Below are 15829 nucleotides of genomic sequence, written 5' to 3' on the forward strand. Positions count from 1 at the left end.
GACGGCTGAGATATTCGCATTCAATAATGCGACAAAATTTGTTATTAACTAATTGATTTAATTGATAAATATTAAAGTTTTAGTACGGCGATAAATTCAGCACTCGGATTCCCATGAATAAGAAAGGTGATGAAACCACTATGGGCCCAAAGTCTTCGCCGGAGCGGCTTCCCGCGTTACGCAAGCGTCCGACCCAGTCACGCTCTCGCGCACTGGTCGATGCCGTGGAGCAGGCGTGCCTGCTGATTCTGGATGAGACAGGCGAGGAAGCGCTGACCGTCGCGCGCATCGCGGAAATATCAGGGGTCGCAGTCGGCTCGATCTACCAATATTTCCCCAACAAGGACGCGATCGTTGCCTTACTTTACGAGCGTGTTCTCGACGAGGAGTCCGAGGAACTACTGAGGGTGCGCGAAAGGCTGGTTGGTGTGCCATTAAAATCGGCACTGCACGATATTCTGGCCAACATCATTCGTGTCGAAACACGCCTGTTCAAATTGAACAAAGCCTTTCATTTGCGTTACCACTCCGCGCTGCACCTGGGAATGTGGCGCGGTCCTTACCACACGACAGGTGAATTCATCGAAGCGACCTGGCTGCCGCTCCTGCATCTGTACGAGCATGAGATCACCACGGAGCACCCCGCCTCGGCGGCTTATTTGCTCGGACAGGGGTTGCGCAGTGTAATCCGGTCGGTGTTGGAGGATATTCCGGCGCAGCTGGAGCATCCGGCCTTGCTCGACAGCCTGGTCGCCATGGCTATCGGTTGCCTGCGTCCATCCGCATTCGACTGACAGGCGGCCCATACAGCAACGAGATTTTGTCAACATTCCTCACGCCGTATTTACCCTATGTTCCGTTATCAGCAGCCTCGTTCGCTTATCTGACTCGGCTTGGCCGTCAGACAGCATCGGCTGCGGGATCGAATCAATGGAAAATAAATCCCTCAACGGTTCGCTGGGTAAATGTCTGCCGGCTACGACCGACCGCTTGGGGTCGTTCTCTGCCGGTCGCGATGGGCCGCACACGACCCAAGCTGACGGTGGCGACAGGCAGAAATCGGCCGATTCTGTTGAAAAAGTCGGTTTTTTCAGAATGCCGTAGGATGGATCGGTGAAAGCGCCTCTTCAGCACGCTTCTACGTGAAATATCAGCCTGAAAGGCTCTGCGGACATTCAGGATTTCAATCTCCGACGCGTACTTTTCTGCTTTAGAAAACACGGTCGACTTTTTCAACAGAATCGGCCAATAACGGACATCGGAGTCGATCGACAGGTGACAGTTGCTGCTCTCTCACTTTCAATCGACAAAAAAGCTGATAAGCGTCAAGGCTGCCTCAATGGCAAAAATGAAGAGAATAAGTATCAAAGTAAGGACTATCGGCTCATATAGCGCATAGGGGGCGATTCACTTGAGTTAGTTACCGCAATAAGCTAGCTCTTCTATTCCTACTCTGAAACTTAATCGTACTGATGTTCCCCGTTGTTCGTGGCTGGTCAGGCTCGCTTCTCCACCAAAGCTTTCCATGATCTGCTTCACCATGGTCAATCCTAGGCCTACACTGCCGTGCCTAGTGGTGTAGATGGATTTAAAATCCATCATTCCTAGCTGTCGCGACGCGCCACCCCCGGTGTCGCCAAAGGTTAGATGTAACCACTGATGGGCTTCATCCACACAGGCCTGGATGGTTAGTTTACCTCCTGTCGGCATCGCCTCTATGGCATTGGCAATGACGCTACTTAAGATCTGAGAAAGCACAACAGGATTGGCGATGATTTTAGGGGCGGGCTCATTTTTGAACTCGACCTGAATGCTTGATTGAGTCAGCTGCAAGCTGAAGCTGTTAAGTGTGGCTTGTACCATCGGCATCAGTTTCACCAATTCTGCCTCACTGCGGATCGGGCTTAAACACAGTAGCAATTCATTCGCCCATCGCGACATCCGATCCACCTGACTGACGATATCGTCGATGTTTTTCTTCGCAGGTTGGCCATCCATGCTGTTCGCCAATTCTGCGCTTGAGCGGATGCAGGCAAGGGGGTTGCGAAGGCAATGGGCAACCGAAGTAGACATTTCGCTTAAGCCAACGTAGGTCTTGTTGGCAACAACTTGGTCCTCTTGTGATGCCAACAGCATTGATGCTCGTCGGGCAATCCAATAAAGTCCGAAGCACAGAAGCAGGCCTCCCATGGTGAACAGCCCTATTATCCAGTGCCCTCGATTAAGGCGTTCAATCAGATCGAACGGCTCCCTGTAAATTTCAATTACTGCCAGAATGTTCCCCTGGTCGTCTACAAGGGGAATGTAGCTCTCAATGAAAAGCATTCTGGGGGCGCGCAAAAATTGCTGCTCCCTACGGCCTTCATCTACTTCATTGTATTCAGTGGATACCCGATCTTTTGAGCTAAATGCTTCTTCAAGCTCTTCGTTCAAAATTTTTTTCCCAACTAACTCCGGATTGGTTGACCAAACCACAGTTCGATGTGGGGAGTAAATGGAGATCAAGAGCGAGTCTGGGTAGCGCGAAAGGTAGTCTAGAAACTTGGTGCGCACGCGTTGCCCGTTCTGCACTCCTTCCGACAGCGTTTCATATTCAGAAGATGGGAGAGCTTTCCCGATCTGTATACCAGTCAGCCCGTGATTATGTATCTCATCTTTTGCGATGGTCTGAATGAACTGCGCTGACAACAGGGCATCACGTTCAAGACTCTCTGCTACTAGAAAGCGTGTTGACACAGAGCCCAGCCCAAAAGCTATCACGCTAATGAGAAGGAAGCTCACGATCGAAAACCACCGCAGGAGATTGAGTTGTTTTGTGGGCGCACTCGAGTCAGCCGTTCTCCGGCGCAAGCGTTTAAACAATGCAGCGGTTGCGTTCATATGGAGTGGCCCTAGGTGTGCTGCTTATCCAGTTGTAGCAGCTTCAACCGCTTAGTGACGCGCTAGATAGATGCACAGCATTCTCTATGCCAATAGATTCAACGCCTCCTAATTCCTGGCTGCAGCGCCCAATATTCATGCAGCGACGCGCTATTGGGGGCGCAGACTGTTCATGTGCCCACTGCAGCGGCAGAAATGGCCGGACGTAGGAAGCGGGTGCTAGACCCCGTTAACGGGGTAGTTTCCCTTGATAGCGGGTATAGAGATTCCACAGGTAACTTTGAAGCTGCTTTTTGGATGCGAATCCCAAGGGCTGAGTCCGCTTTTGGCCGACAGCAGCCCTGTGCGAAGGGTAGCTATGGGCTGTTCTCTGCCGATCATAACCACGAAATGCGCCGGTTAACGCACTCTCCTGCCGACGTCTAAGCTTTCACGATCAAACCTTGTCAACCAAGGACCCTTCCATGACTCTCTCCTTATCCGACCTCGACGCCACCCTACCCAGCCTGACCCGCAAAATTCGCGTACTGGATGCCTTGAGCTGGCCCGACGGCATCGAGGAAGTCTTCCTGACAAATTGGCGCACCGGACGTGCACAGTTACCCAAAGTCGAACTCCACCGCCCCGATCACACTGCCGATATCGCCGCACTTGAAGACTTTATTGGCCATTGCGATCCAGGCCATCCGGCCGGCAATTTTCTCGCCATGACCGCTCGCAGCTATGCCACCGCCGGACGCATGCTCGGTGCCATTGGTACGCCGGCCTTTACTCAATATTCGTCAGCGCTATACCGCCGCCCGGACTTCTACTACACGCACCTGAAGCTGAGCATGCTGGACGCGGCCCGTTTCTTTCTCAAGACCACCGACGCCCTGCTGGGCGGTGCCCGGATTCCGCCGACCCAGGCCGATATACCGGCCGAAGCCTTCGCCGCCTGGATTCAACCGGAGCTGGACTGTTTCTTCGGTGAGGGGCGGATCAAGGTCGTACTCGATGCAACCCTCGCCGCCAAGGCCATCGCCGGGGCGAGCCGTATTCGCCTGCGGGCCAGCGCGCTGTTTTCGGAACTGGACAAGAATCAGTTGTTGCAGCACGAGGCGTTCGTGCACGTGGCCACGGCACAAAACGGTGCACTGCAACCCAACCTCAAAAGCCTGGGCCTGGGGGCGCCGCGCACCACCCAGACTCAGGAGGGTATAGCCACCCTGGCCGAGCTGTTCACGGGCAGCATGGACATCAACCGTCTGCGGCGCCTGGCGCTGCGCGTGCTCGCGGTGCAGCAGGCGCAGGATGGCGCCGACTTCATTCAAGTATTTGAAGGCTTTTTGGCGGGCGGGCAGTCACAGGAGGAGTCCTTCCGCTCGACTCAACGGGTTTTCCGTGGCACCGACCTGCGTGGCGGTTCCGCTTTTACCAAAGACGCCGCCTACCTGACCGGAATGCTCGGCGTCCACACCCTGCTGCGCATTGCGATCCGTGATAACCGGCCGGACCTGGTGGGCCATTTGTTTGCCGGGCGCCTCAGCCTGGGTGACACCGTGCGCCTGGCCCCCCTTTTCGAATGCGGCTGGCTCAAGGCCCCCACCTACGTTCCCGCCTGGGCCTGCGACCTACGCCTGCTCGCCGCCAACCTGGCCTTCTCCGCCTTTATCGCCCACATCAATCTGGATGTGCTCGATCTGGACGTGTTCATGGGCTTTGCGGACGAGCATGAAAGCGATGCCAGTGCCCCATGATGACAACCGGAGGCAACATGCCCGAACCCCAGCCGCACGTTGCTCCGCCGATCAATTCAACAGCGCCGGTCGCACCAAGGATGGACCCTTGGGAAAAACTCAAGTCGATTTCATCAGTCATCGCCGCGATTGTCATTCCGCTCGCGGTCGCCTGGGTCGGCGATGGCTTCTCGAAGGCGCTCAAGGAACGTGAGATTCAGGGCAGGTTCGTCGAGTTGGCCGTTCAGATCCTGCGCGAGGAGCCGAGCAAGCAGGAGGCCGGGTTGCGCGACTGGGCAACGGAAGTCCTCAACAAGTACTCCGGCGTGCCGTTCTCGGCCGAGACGAAAAAGGCGTTGATCGAATTCACGCCATTGCCATCGGGCTTCGAACGTTACGAGGGAAGATTAGGTCTGGGTAACATCGAACCGGGCGACGGGGCGAAGTTTCGCGGTCGCGGTTATCTCATGATCACCGGGCGCACGAATTATCAGCGCTATGGGTCGGAGTTAGGCATCGACCTGATCGCTGATCCCGACAAGGCGGCGCAACCGACAGTGGCCGCTGCGATCCTGGTGCGCGTTGTCAAGGAGCGCGAAGGCCAATTGACGCAGGCGCTTGCACAGAATGACCTGAGTCGTGCCCGGCGGTTGGTGAGCGGGGGCACGTCACAACTGCAACAGATCAACACGCGCTATGCCGTCTATCTCGGGCTGCTCCAGAGCCCGAATCCCGATCTGCAAAAGGTGCCTGGCGTGACCGGCCCGGCGTGGGCATCCGAACACTTGCCCACGTTGATCGCCGCGCTGGATGAGCAGCAAATCGTCGATCCGAAGCTGCGCGCCTATCTGCTCGCCACGGCCGATTTCGAGACGATGCAAGGGCGGGTCATGGAGGAGAAGCCCTCGCGCTTCAGGGCGAATCCGGCATCGGGCGCAAGTGCAGAGCAGTAAGTCCAGACCCGCAACGCTTGAATCCATGCGCCAGCAACCACGTGCCTGTGGCGATTCGAAGCGCGGTGACAGCGCTCCACTCAGGTAGCGCGAGGCGTAGTACAAAATGTCGCCGCCGCCCCAATCGATGAATTCAAGCAGGCCCAGCACCGAGAAGCGCAACCCAAAGCCGACACACACCGCGGTATCGATATCTTCTGCGCAGGCCACGCCCTCTTCCACCCTCCGCGCGGCTTCGTTAATGACCAATGCCTGGACGCGCGGCACGATGTAGCCAGCCACCGGATTGCACACCACCCACCGGCACCTTGCCGATCCGCTGGAGCAGTTGCAGCAGTCGTTCGACCACCTGCGGGCAGGTGGCTTCGCTGCGGCTCACTGACCATTTCGCTCAACTCGGTGACCAGGAAAGTCGAGGTGGTCGACGCGATGATGGTCGATACCGGGACATGCTGGCCGACCTAGGCGCCTGTCGCCACCGGCAGCGTTGGGTCGACTGTCGTCAGTGACGACAGGCCGAAACCGGCCAATTTCCGTCATAGACCAAGCCAGATTCCTTGCCCGACAGCGGCCATTCGTCTTACCCCGCTTCGTCTTTGTTGAAAAACTGGCTTAGCCGACGCGATGCCTAGCGTGGCTAACTGGGCCGCCAACGTCGCCTGAGGATAACTAAGCCTGCGATGCCTGCAGCCACCAACGTTGTTGGCGGGGGCTCTGGCACCACCGCAACGGTCCGCATCCTTGCATTCTCGAGTTTGAAATCAAACAGTTCACCTGCCAGGCAATCTCCGCGGATGCAGTACCAGCCTCCCGAGAACTCCGCCACCAATCTCACCGAGTCAATTCCGCCCGAGAGAACCACCCCCAACTTGGACTGTCGGGCAACAGAAACCGTCTTATGCGACTCCGCAAACGCCGCTCCCCTCTCGCACTCTGCTTATTTCGCTTATCCTTTGGATTTTCGTGGGTCCCTCCAGGGGGCTATAATGCGCAAAGACAGATGCTGGTTAGCCATCTGTGTGGCGAATGTTGCTGACGAGGAGATGCAGCCATGTTTGCTCGTCCGATCAAGGCACCAAAGGCGAAGACGGCTTCGCAGGCTCCCCTGGCACATGCTTCTAAACCGCACCTTACCGCGGGCACCCCTGCCGATTGTCAGTCGCAAGCGGCTGACCCGGATCGGGTAGGCAGTCGAGCGAGCGTCCAAAGCCCGTCATGGGATTTCAGTAAGATCCCGCTGTTTGCGCCGGATCGGCCAAGCGGACCTGAAGCGCGACCAACGCTCCTCCAGCGAAAGCTCGCAGTCGGACAGGTCAACGATCCGCTGGAGCATCAGGCGGACCGCGTCGCCGAACAGGTGATGCGGATGCCCGAACCCGCATTGCAGCGCAACTGCGCCTGCGGCGGAGCGTGTCCCCGGTGTAAGTCCGACCAGCACAGAACCCCGCAGATGAAGCGCATGGGTGGCAGTCATTTGGAACCCGCTGCCGCGCCGCCCATCGTTCACGAGGCATTGCGCTCGTCCGGTCAGCCGCTCGACTCGGCGACGCGCGCCTACTTCGAGCCGCGCTTTGGGCACGACTTCGGCGACGTGCGCGTGCATTCGGATGCCCTCGCCGCGCAGTCGGCCGATGCCGTTCATGCCCTTGCCTACACGGTCGGACGCGATGTCGTGTTCGCGCGCAGTCGCTATGCGCCCCACACGGCCCCCGGCCAGCGATTGCTGGCGCACGAGCTCGTGCACACGGTGCAGCAGGAGGGCGCCGGAAGCCTGACGGGCTCTTTGCTGCTGCGGGCACCGCTCAAACTCAATCGCCTCTCCGTCGAACAGCTGGTGGCGCGTGCCAAAGAGATCTTCAGAAGGGCCGGCACCGCATATCTCAAGGCGACCGGGAGCCGAATGACGCTGGAACAGCTCAACGGCCAGTTCACGGTCGGCGTGCTCCAGGGCGTGAAGGACGGCAAGATCGTCACGTTGGTCGGCGGAAACGATCCGAAGTTCGAGCCCTATCTCGAACGCGCGGTAACACCGGGAGAACGAATCGTTCCTTCCGTTGAGCTCACCGCTCACAATCTACGGACGGACTTGCCAAAGAAGACAGGACACGCCCACGCCCACGCGGAGCCGCCGCTCAGCCAAACAGCGAAAGCGGGAGGACTTACGGATTCGCTGCTGGCCAGTTCCAATCTGGGATGCGTGGACTGCGTCGCCCAGATGGCAGAGCACAGTCCGGGTGTCACCCATGGCAATCCAAGTGTGCCGTCCCGCGGATCGATAACTCCGTCTGGGAGTATCGCAAGGCCGGTCACCACCACCGCGGTCGATATCAATCCGGCGAAACCCTACCGCCAGAAACCGAAGAAGGGTTGGGGGAGTGTGGGGAGATCAACCGTCACCGTCGGCGAGATCACCGCCGTGGACAAGAGCGTGGCGACGGTCGCGGGCGATGTCGCCGAGAGCGTGATCGTCGATGAAACCGCGAAACGCGGAATGCCTGCTCCGAAATCTCCGATGGAGGCTCCCCGGGGCGGGATCCCTACGTCGACGCCGGTGCTAGAACCCGAACCTGGCTTTTGGGCGGCGACCAAGGCAGGCGCCAAAGCGGGTTTAAAGGAGGCTTTCAGTGCTGGGAATATTGCCGCGACCGTGATTCCCGACGCCTTACTTCGCGTCGCAGACGTAGCTGCAGCTCGGGAGGCAATCAGGAAGATTCAGATCAAATTCACCAAAGAGGGTTTTGCGAAAGGGGTGGCGGCTGGTGTGGCAGGGTGGTCTTATATGGACGCGAACTTGAATCTTAAGAATCGTGTCACTCCATTTCGGCTGCGAGGCATGGAAGATCCAGGGGGTCTGCTAGGATACAGTCGTATTCTCCAAATTGCCGAAGCGTATGAAAACCTGGCCGTAGACTTCGGATATGAGTTCAGTTCATCAAAGACGCTAGAATGGAGGGAGAAGAAGCGAGCGGATGGTCTTGCTGAGCTCGCAAAGCGTGGATATCGTTATCCGGTTCAAGCCCCCCCCACCGTCAAGCGGGTGCACTTGGGTAATGTGATTGTCGAAGAAGAGCTCGACCCTGCCGAATCCGGTCCACCGCAGTACTTATTTGGAAACGAGTTTATCGATAAGCTCGCGTGGGTAATCCGTCCTTATACCCAGCCCTTTCAAGGTCTTTCATCTTTTTTGGCCTTGAGCACCCGGTCCGTCGATACATGAGCACGCGCAGCTTTGCCCTCGAGCCATTCCTTGGGTTTATCTACTTTGGGGCCGCGTTTGCTTTTAGCGACCTGTCGGGGCTGGATATTCCTGGCCAGCGCCAACAGACGCTCCGCCAGAGTTTCTGAGGTCGTTTGGAGTGATAGGTAATCCGAGGGCAACGCGATCTGCATCCCCTCATAACTGCTGCGCACCTGCACCGCCAGGTGGAAGATCGAAGCTTCCCAGCCCTCGGGCTGCGTCTGGCGATGGGCCTGTTCAACACTGCGCTTAAGGACCGACAAAACGTTGTAGGCCAAGATCGCCGAGGCAAAACCGAGCAAGGCCGCTCGGGGGTTGCCCAGGCTTGCGATTTCACTGTCCAGCACCGATTCCAGGCGTTGGAACATCCCTTCGATACTCCAGCGACGACGGTACAAATCAGCGATCTGCTGAGCACTGATGCTGTCGGGCAAATTGCTCCAGAATAAGAGCGTGGAGTCACCCGACTCAGTGGGCGTTCGCAAGCTCAGTTCAATTCGCCGCCAGCAGCGTCCGCCTTTCAATTCGATGGTTTGTTCACGCACCGTTCCAGCCTCGACAGACACGGGTTCTTGCCAGTCGTTTTCCTGGATCAGGCGTGGATGGTGACTCTGCTGACGAATAATGAACGAGGCGCCCGACTCCTCGCAGGCTTCCATGACGGGGAGCGTGCAATAGAGCCGATCGGCCATCCACAGCTGTCCCGCCCTCGCACTCGCCAGCAACGGCAGTACGCTGACGCGTTCACTGGCGTAGGCATCTTCGCAGGGCTGAAGGTCAACGACCTGATCCAGGTCGGGGTCATAGACCACGACCGAAAAACCAGGCCGCGCGGCGCCTCGTTCACGCCGCAAAGCCCCCAGACGTTTTTCGGTAGAAGGCAGGTGGTTGCCGTCGACGATACGCAGTTGCCAGCCGGGCAAAATGGCTGAACAGCCCAACGCTTCTATGGTCGGGGTCAACCGCTCTGCGCTGCCGGTGACCAGGGCCCGCAGCAACGCGGGTTCTGTGCGGCTGACCTTGTCATAGAGCGCTGCCAAGGTAACCGGAAGGTCCTCCATCTGACGTGCAGCGGCATGCAGTGAAGGTCGTAAACCCAATGAAACAAGGGACATCAGCTCAACGATGGTCGAAAACAAAAGCTCACGCGGGTACTGGCGTTGGCGATGGTTTTCGAACACCTGATCGACCCACTCGGCCGGGATGGCCTGCTCCAACGCCAACTTGGCCATGACGCTGGCCGGTGCTTTTTTTTCAAACCGCGCTAAGACTTCTTCCCACATCGTTTCGTCATCCTGGACCGTAGATGGGAGAGAGTTTAAACGAAGACCTTGAAAGGGCTGGTCCTTATACCGATTCGATAGTTGAAAAAGCTATCCGATAAGAAGTCGCTGACAAACCGTGAATGACGGGGATTCCGATGCCCACAGCTGCGGGACGTCGAGTCAACGCTGTCCGCAGGAGAGTTCGCGTGGCCCTCGTGCGGCCTGGGGGCTCCGTTTCCGAGGCTGCTGCCGAAGGCGGCCTGATGAGGGCAACGTGTCGCGGGAGGGCTCAAGCCTGGGTGTCGGGTTGGCCTGCGGGGGCTGGCGAAGCGCTCGAGAGAGGTGCCTGGGGCCAGTCAACTGTGGGGCACCGCGATGACAGGCGGGTGAGCGTCGCGGTGTTGGGCGAGCCAGGCAAAGTTTGGCCGACGAGCCGGTCGGAACGGCTCGGCAAACAGCGCGCATGAAAGTGTGCGCTGGGTTACCAGCCCAGGCGCTGATCGAAGACGAACTCTGGCGCGGGTGCCGGGATGTCCTCCCAGAGGGACTGAGCAGCCTATTGCCACAGTGGCAGCGTGTCGCACCGATCAACAGGTTTGGATGCCCCAATGCGGACGATCCTGACCGGCAGCATCGGGTCGTTCTCTGCCGGTCATGGTCACGAAGCAACCCAAAACGGACGGTCAATTAACCGCGCTGCATGGCACGGGCTTCGCCCGTGTTCGCGAGTGAACTCGCTCCCACCGTTACCGCGCTAGGCTAGAGGCCTGCTCAGTCCCTGTGAGAGCAGGCTTGACGGCAATGAGGCCAGCCTAGGTATCACAAGCTCCAGGACATGGATGGGTAGGGGCTCCTTGAACGGACCTCGGAGTGGAAAAATACCTATTCTCCAGTAATGCCGTACAGGGTGCGATCCAGCGTCGTCGCGCCTGTATCGTGCTAATTAACGAACTGGATCATGAGCATCTCTTCGGCCGTGCAGGCTTCGGCCGGATTAGCGGACAAGCGGAGCAATACTCCACCGGGTCACAGGCCTGATAGTAGAAGCAGCAAGTGCGGCGAAAGCGGATGCTGCCGCCCGCCTCCAACGGCGTCGACGGGCGACGGAAGTGTTTGAGCGGGTTGTAATCGAGGCCGAACAGTACTGGGTCGGCTTCATTGAGCAGCCAGTGGAAATCCGCTTCGTGACGTTGCCGAATCAGCGGGTCAGCCACTTCGCTCATGCGCTTCTCATACAACGAATAGACCCGTACCGCCGTGTTTTCCCAGAGAATGCGCCGAGAAATGCCGCTGACCCGATTGAGCGTTTGCCACAGCGGCGCAAGCAGCCCGGCAAACAGAGCGCTGACAATCGACTCGCGCCAAGCATCGCGTTCACCCGTCTCAACCCCTTGCGGCATCCGATCCGGCAACGGCATCGACGACGTCCAGAGCTCCCCATCGTGGCCGTACTCGATCACGCAATCATCCAGCGACAACAGCAGCCCCCGATCGCAAACCGACATCGCATACAGGCACGCGCCGGTCGCCAGGAAAGAAAACCGTTTGGCCAGCAACGAAGCGGTAATAGCCCGCGTCGGCGAGCCGATGACCGGCCCCAGGTTGTCGAGCAATCGCACACAGCTTTCGTCATCAAGCAATTGACGGGCGCTGATGGATGGCTGCGTATCGCACAGCATCATGGGTTTCAAGCGCAACGGCCCAGTCAGCACAGCCCAATCAGCGGCACTGAAGGCATCACTCAACTTCATTGCGCAAGCTCCCGGCCGAATGGAATACACAGCGGCGTACCAAAAAACGGATCGTCAATGATCCGGCAATTGAGGTTGAAGACCTGCTTCACCAGTTCTTCCGTGAGAATGTCCGCCGGCCGGCCCTGAGCGAACGCGGTGCGTTGATGCACGGCAACCATGTGATCGGCATAACGACAGGCCAGGTTGAGGTCGTGCAGCACCATGACAATGGTTTTGTTTTCCTGGCGATTGAGATCACGCAGCAAGTCCAGCACTTCGATCTGATGAGCCAGATCGAGAAACGTGGTGGGCTCGTCGAGCAATACGATGTCCGTGCCCTGAGCCAGTGTCATGGCGATCCACACCCGCTGACGCTGACCGCCGGACAACGCGTCCACCGGGCGCTCCGCCAGGTCCTGTACGCCCGACCGTTAGCAAATACGCGCGGGGTTCACGCATTTCCACGATTGACTGCGAACTGCCGAGCACCCGCAAAAAGGTGTTCTGACTGAGATCGGCCGCATCCCACGCATTGCCCATGCGCCGGCGCAACCAACTCTCCAGCCAGCTCCGGTGGTCACGGTACAGGGCGTGTAGGCTGTGCTCCGATGGCGTCGCTGCTTCAATCATGTCAAGGAATCTGCCCAAGCTAGAGCGCGAATGAGATTAATTCTAATTCATGTTTTTCGCAACACAAAGGCGGTTTCTAGCAGAGGGGTCTCACGCAATGTCAAAGAAAAATGATCTGGCGCGGACCTTCACTCACGACGAAGTCGGTGGTGGGCGCTTCAGTGCAGGATGATCCAGGTACGGTCAGTCATTCTGATCGGCCGCACATCTCACACGGTGGGTTGTGGGTGGCCTATCGTTGCAATCCTTTTTTTGCAAACGCTGCCCCTGTTGGTACCCGCGAATGACGGCCTGGATGCCGCTAAACCTTTACTCGGCCATCTATCCGTCCTCACTGGCGAAAAGGTAAGCGTCAGCCGTGAAGCCCGCGGACTCGGATTAGCACCCCATGACTTGATCCTGACTGACGGCAATAGCTTGGATGCAGACCTGTGTGATGGGCAGAAATCGGCCAGAAGCCGTCAGTGGACGGAGCAATAACAAATGAGTAGCTATGCTTGTTTTGTTGCCAGACTCTGGTAGCAACATCGTGAAAGGAGGCGTTTGAGATGCAACTCATCACGTTGAAAATCGAAAAGCCGGATGTGACGAACTTCATTTTGGGTCAGACGCACTTCATCAAGTCCGTCGAGGACATCCACGAAGCGCTGGTGAATGCCGTGCCAGGTATCCAGTTTGGCGTGGCCTTTTGTGAAGCCTCTGGCAAATGCCTGGTGCGATGGTCTGGCACCGATACCTCAATGATTGAACTGGCACAGAAGAATGCGAAAGCCATCGCCGCAGGCCATAGCTTCATCATTTTCCTGGGCGACGGTTTCTATCCACTGAACGTTTTGAACACCATCAAAATGGTTCCAGAGGTCTGCCGTATTTTTTGTGCAACAGCCAATCCAACCGAAGTGATTCTCGCCGAGACGCAACAAGGGCGAGCAATCCTGGGGGTAGTGGATGGCTTCTGTGCCAAGAACATTGAAGGCGATGAAGACATCCTGTGGCGCAAGAACCTGTTGCGGCAGATTGGCTACAAGCTGTGAATGGCAGAGCGAGCACGCTCGGCCCTGCGTACACTGCACGGGGGTGCTGGCCTGAAGGCCTATGCAGGGTGCCCTGCAACCAGGCATCACTCTCTGTCGAGCGCATCGATGATAGGGCATACGGCCCCGCCGCCGCTTACATCGCATTGCCGCACCAGTCCGCCCAGCACCTGCTGCATTGCCGCAAGGTCGGCCATCTTTTGTTCGATCAGCGCCAGTTTGCGCACGGCCAGTGCCCGAGTCTCGCTACAACTGCAGGCCGCATCCAGTGTCAGCAGTGCACCCACCTCATCCAGCGTGAATCCCAGCGCCTGTGCCCGTTTGATAAAGCGCAGCCGTTTGACCTGCTCCGGTAGATAACACCGATAACCGCCGAGCGGCTTTGGCGGCTCATCCAGCAAGCCGCGTCGCTGGTAATAGCGAATAGTCTCGATGTTCACGCCGGCAGCTTCCGCCAACTTGCCGATACTCATTCCTGTCGCCATCACACGCCCCTTGATTCTGTACTTGGGTACGGAGTGTAGAGTGACTCTAGGTTAGATCGACTCAATGGAGAAGACGATGGCGCAACAAATCGGCAAAGGTTCACTGGTCGCGGGCGCTTTGTCCGCTATCAGTGCGTCGGTGTGTTGCGTCGGACCACTGGTACTGTTGGCGCTCGGCGTCAGCGGCACATGGATCGGCAACCTGACGGCGATGGAAGCATACCGGCCCCTCTTCATTGGCTTGACGCTAGTGTTTCTCGGGCTGGCTTTTCGCAAGCTCTACCTGATGCCACAGGTCTGCGCAGCGGGCACGACCTGCAGTCCGCGCACTATTACACGTCAGCGGACCGTGTTCTGGATCGTTACTGGGCTACTACTTGGCCTGCTGGCCGTTCCGTGGTTTGCCCCACTGTTTTATTGAAGGAACCTCGCCATGCGCAAACTGCTGATCGCCGCACTCACCGCCGTGTCCCTATCCGTGATGGCCGCTCCAGTAGAAACCATCAGGCTCGACGTGCAGAACATGACCTGTGCGGTATGTCCGATCACGGTCAAGAGATCGCTGGAGCAGCTGCCCGGCGTGAGTACCGTCAAGGTCGATTTGGCCGAGAAGATGGCCATCGTCACCTATGACCCCGATAAAGCCGATCCCGAGGCGCTGACCAAAGCGACGACGAATGCAGGCTATCCCTCCACCGTGCACAAATGAGGCAGCCATGAGTCCCGTCATCCTCGAATCCGTGCTGACCTGCCCGCATTGCAGCTTCGCCAAGCAGGAAGCCATGCCCACGGATGCCTGTCAGTTTTTCTACGAATGTGACAATTGCAGGACTCTGCTACGCCCAAATCCCGGTGACTGCTGTGTGTTCTGCTCGTTTGGCTCGATGAAGTGCCCTCCGATCCAGGAGCAGCGCGGATGCTGTGGCATTCGGACGAATGTTCCTCCACATGTGGGGAATCCCGTTTTCGGGGGGGAGATTTAGGGTCAGCTTTCGTCTGAAGGAAGTAGCCTGGCCGTTATTACCGTTCATAACGTGCATCCTCGAAGCCGTATTTTTCACTTACTTCACCGCGCTTTTGTGGAATCCCTGCCCCGCTACTTCTTTATCTGGGAATATTATCGATTCGGGATCTAAAGGAAATTCGCAATCGCCGTGAGACCTCAGCAAAAAAAATAGCCAGACCGGCTCTCAAAGGAAAGCGCATGTGAGCGGTGAGACGCCAACAAGAAACGGCCACATTGCGGGTTGAATGGCCGGTTGCTGACTCGAGCCGACGCTTGAATGCCTTTGCGTCGATCAGTTGAATCCACAGCCAATACCGGCCAGTCACCTTCACGCTCACTGCTGCGTAAATCATATGTTAGCGATAATGCTGGCTTAATTCAGATACGGTGATATCGCCTGAATCAGGGCCGTCGGCAGGCCGTTGAGAACATGCATTCAATTGTAAGAGCCATTTTCAGCGACTAAACTCCAGCCCATGAAACGCTATCTGCGGTTTTGCATCATCTTCATGATTAGCTTGGCGCTTCCACTCAGCGGGATGGCGGGCGTTCAGGCACTGACAGAACCTTGCCCAATGAAGACGATGGGCATGGCGATGATGGACGACATGGGGATGGACTGCTGCAACGATATGAACAGCCCTTCCGAGCACGGCAAACCTTGTAAGCCGGGCGAGGAATGCAAGACGGGCGGCATGCTGCAAGTCTCGATCTTCAAGCCTCCTGTAACCGTATTCAGCCCCGTCGTACTTTCCTTCTTCAGCGATTCCCTACCCGTACACACCCCGTCCGGGGTATGGCGACCGCCTCGCGTTTGATTCCTTTCACACATTCAGACTCATTCCGCATGGGCGGGATGGACTAGCTGCGCGCATGCCTTTTGACGC

The 15829-nt window shown here is 57.6% G+C and carries 14 protein-coding genes and 3 pseudogenes; 9 read left to right on the top strand and 8 right to left on the bottom strand.

Annotated features, from left to right (window positions below; all coding sequences use genetic code 11):
- The first annotated feature begins 113 nt into the window (after positions 1 to 113).
- Positions 114 to 794 carry a TetR/AcrR family transcriptional regulator gene (locus AC3IX4_RS15840; RefSeq protein ID WP_489256387.1) on the top strand — a complete coding sequence of 227 codons (681 nt, stop codon included), beginning with the start codon at positions 114 to 116 and terminating at the stop codon, positions 792 to 794.
- 622 nt (positions 795 to 1416) lie between these two features.
- Here AC3IX4_RS15840 and AC3IX4_RS15845 read toward each other — a convergent pair.
- Positions 1417 to 2781: a sensor histidine kinase gene (locus AC3IX4_RS15845; protein ID WP_489256388.1), complete on the bottom strand. Its 1365-nt coding sequence runs from the start codon at positions 2779 to 2781 to the stop codon at positions 1417 to 1419.
- 563 nt (positions 2782 to 3344) lie between these two features.
- On the opposite strand from AC3IX4_RS15845, the gene AC3IX4_RS15850 reads away from it, so the two are divergent.
- Both AC3IX4_RS15850 and AC3IX4_RS15855 read left to right on the top strand, forming a co-directional pair.
- Complete coding sequence (locus tag AC3IX4_RS15850; RefSeq protein WP_489256389.1) at positions 3345 to 4619, top strand: tyrosine/phenylalanine carboxypeptidase domain-containing protein; 1275 nt, start codon at positions 3345 to 3347, stop codon at positions 4617 to 4619.
- A 17-nt stretch (positions 4620 to 4636) separates the two neighbouring features.
- Positions 4637 to 5551 carry a hypothetical protein gene (locus tag AC3IX4_RS15855; RefSeq protein WP_489261394.1) on the top strand — a complete coding sequence of 305 codons (915 nt, stop codon included), beginning with the start codon at positions 4637 to 4639 and terminating at the stop codon, positions 5549 to 5551.
- Positions 5552 to 5671: 120 nt separating this feature from the next.
- Here AC3IX4_RS15855 and AC3IX4_RS15860 read toward each other — a convergent pair.
- Both AC3IX4_RS15860 and AC3IX4_RS15865 read right to left on the bottom strand, forming a co-directional pair.
- Positions 5672 to 5848, bottom strand: a pseudogene (locus AC3IX4_RS15860) (3-hydroxyacyl-CoA dehydrogenase family protein); the annotation flags it as partial.
- Positions 5790 to 5930, bottom strand: coding sequence for a hypothetical protein (locus AC3IX4_RS15865; protein ID WP_489256390.1), 141 nt, complete (start codon positions 5928 to 5930; stop codon positions 5790 to 5792). The gene AC3IX4_RS15865 and the pseudogene AC3IX4_RS15860, both read right to left, overlap by 59 nt.
- Positions 5931 to 6602: 672 nt before the next feature.
- Between AC3IX4_RS15865 and AC3IX4_RS15870 the strand changes: the two genes are divergently transcribed.
- Positions 6603 to 8768: an eCIS core domain-containing protein gene (locus AC3IX4_RS15870; RefSeq protein ID WP_489256391.1), complete on the top strand. Its 2166-nt coding sequence runs from the start codon at positions 6603 to 6605 to the stop codon at positions 8766 to 8768.
- On the opposite strand, the gene AC3IX4_RS15875 is transcribed toward AC3IX4_RS15870, so the two are convergent.
- From AC3IX4_RS15875 to AC3IX4_RS15890, 4 genes and pseudogenes are all read right to left on the bottom strand, one after another.
- On the bottom strand, positions 8717 to 10021 hold the full coding sequence (locus AC3IX4_RS15875; protein ID WP_489261189.1) for an IS4 family transposase: 1305 nt from the start codon (positions 10019 to 10021) through the stop codon (positions 8717 to 8719). The two genes, AC3IX4_RS15870 and AC3IX4_RS15875, sit on opposite strands and share 52 nt — an antisense overlap.
- 989 nt (positions 10022 to 11010) lie before the next feature.
- Positions 11011 to 11805, bottom strand: coding sequence for an IucA/IucC family C-terminal-domain containing protein (locus AC3IX4_RS15880; RefSeq protein WP_489256392.1), 795 nt, complete (start codon positions 11803 to 11805; stop codon positions 11011 to 11013).
- Positions 11802 to 12218: pseudogene (locus AC3IX4_RS15885) on the bottom strand (ABC transporter ATP-binding protein); the annotation flags it as partial. The gene AC3IX4_RS15880 and the pseudogene AC3IX4_RS15885, both read right to left, overlap by 4 nt.
- Positions 12208 to 12417 (bottom strand): annotated as a pseudogene (locus tag AC3IX4_RS15890) (sigma factor); the annotation flags it as partial. The pseudogenes AC3IX4_RS15890 and AC3IX4_RS15885, both read right to left, overlap by 11 nt.
- 548 nt (positions 12418 to 12965) lie before the next feature.
- Here AC3IX4_RS15890 and AC3IX4_RS15895 point away from each other — a divergent pair.
- Positions 12966 to 13451 carry an adenosine-specific kinase gene (locus AC3IX4_RS15895; protein WP_489256393.1) on the top strand — a complete coding sequence of 162 codons (486 nt, stop codon included), beginning with the start codon at positions 12966 to 12968 and terminating at the stop codon, positions 13449 to 13451.
- Between the two features lie 86 nt (positions 13452 to 13537).
- Here the strand turns inward: AC3IX4_RS15895 and merR are convergent, their stop codons facing one another.
- Positions 13538 to 13936: a mercury resistance transcriptional regulator MerR gene (merR, locus tag AC3IX4_RS15900; RefSeq protein WP_489256394.1), complete on the bottom strand. Its 399-nt coding sequence runs from the start codon at positions 13934 to 13936 to the stop codon at positions 13538 to 13540.
- A gap of 76 nt (positions 13937 to 14012) precedes the next feature.
- Here merR and AC3IX4_RS15905 point away from each other — a divergent pair, with 76 nt between their 5' ends.
- The 4 genes from AC3IX4_RS15905 (at position 14013) to AC3IX4_RS15920 (ending at position 15760) form a co-directional block, all read left to right on the top strand.
- Positions 14013 to 14357: a mercuric transporter MerT family protein gene (locus AC3IX4_RS15905; RefSeq protein ID WP_489256395.1), complete on the top strand. Its 345-nt coding sequence runs from the start codon at positions 14013 to 14015 to the stop codon at positions 14355 to 14357.
- Positions 14358 to 14369: 12 nt separating this feature from the next.
- The gene (gene merP, locus AC3IX4_RS15910) at positions 14370 to 14645 is read left to right on the top strand and encodes a mercury resistance system periplasmic binding protein MerP (protein ID WP_489256396.1); all 276 of its coding nucleotides are present in this window, start codon (positions 14370 to 14372) and stop codon (positions 14643 to 14645) included.
- Between the two features lie 7 nt (positions 14646 to 14652).
- On the top strand, positions 14653 to 14919 hold the full coding sequence (locus AC3IX4_RS15915; protein ID WP_489256397.1) for a GDCCVxC domain-containing (seleno)protein: 267 nt from the start codon (positions 14653 to 14655) through the stop codon (positions 14917 to 14919).
- Positions 14920 to 15418: 499 nt separating this feature from the next.
- On the top strand, positions 15419 to 15760 hold the full coding sequence (locus AC3IX4_RS15920) for a hypothetical protein (protein WP_489256398.1): 342 nt from the start codon (positions 15419 to 15421) through the stop codon (positions 15758 to 15760).
- The last annotated feature ends 69 nt before the right edge of the window (positions 15761 to 15829 follow it).

Source organism: Pseudomonas sp. KH_021, from assembly GCF_057838865.1.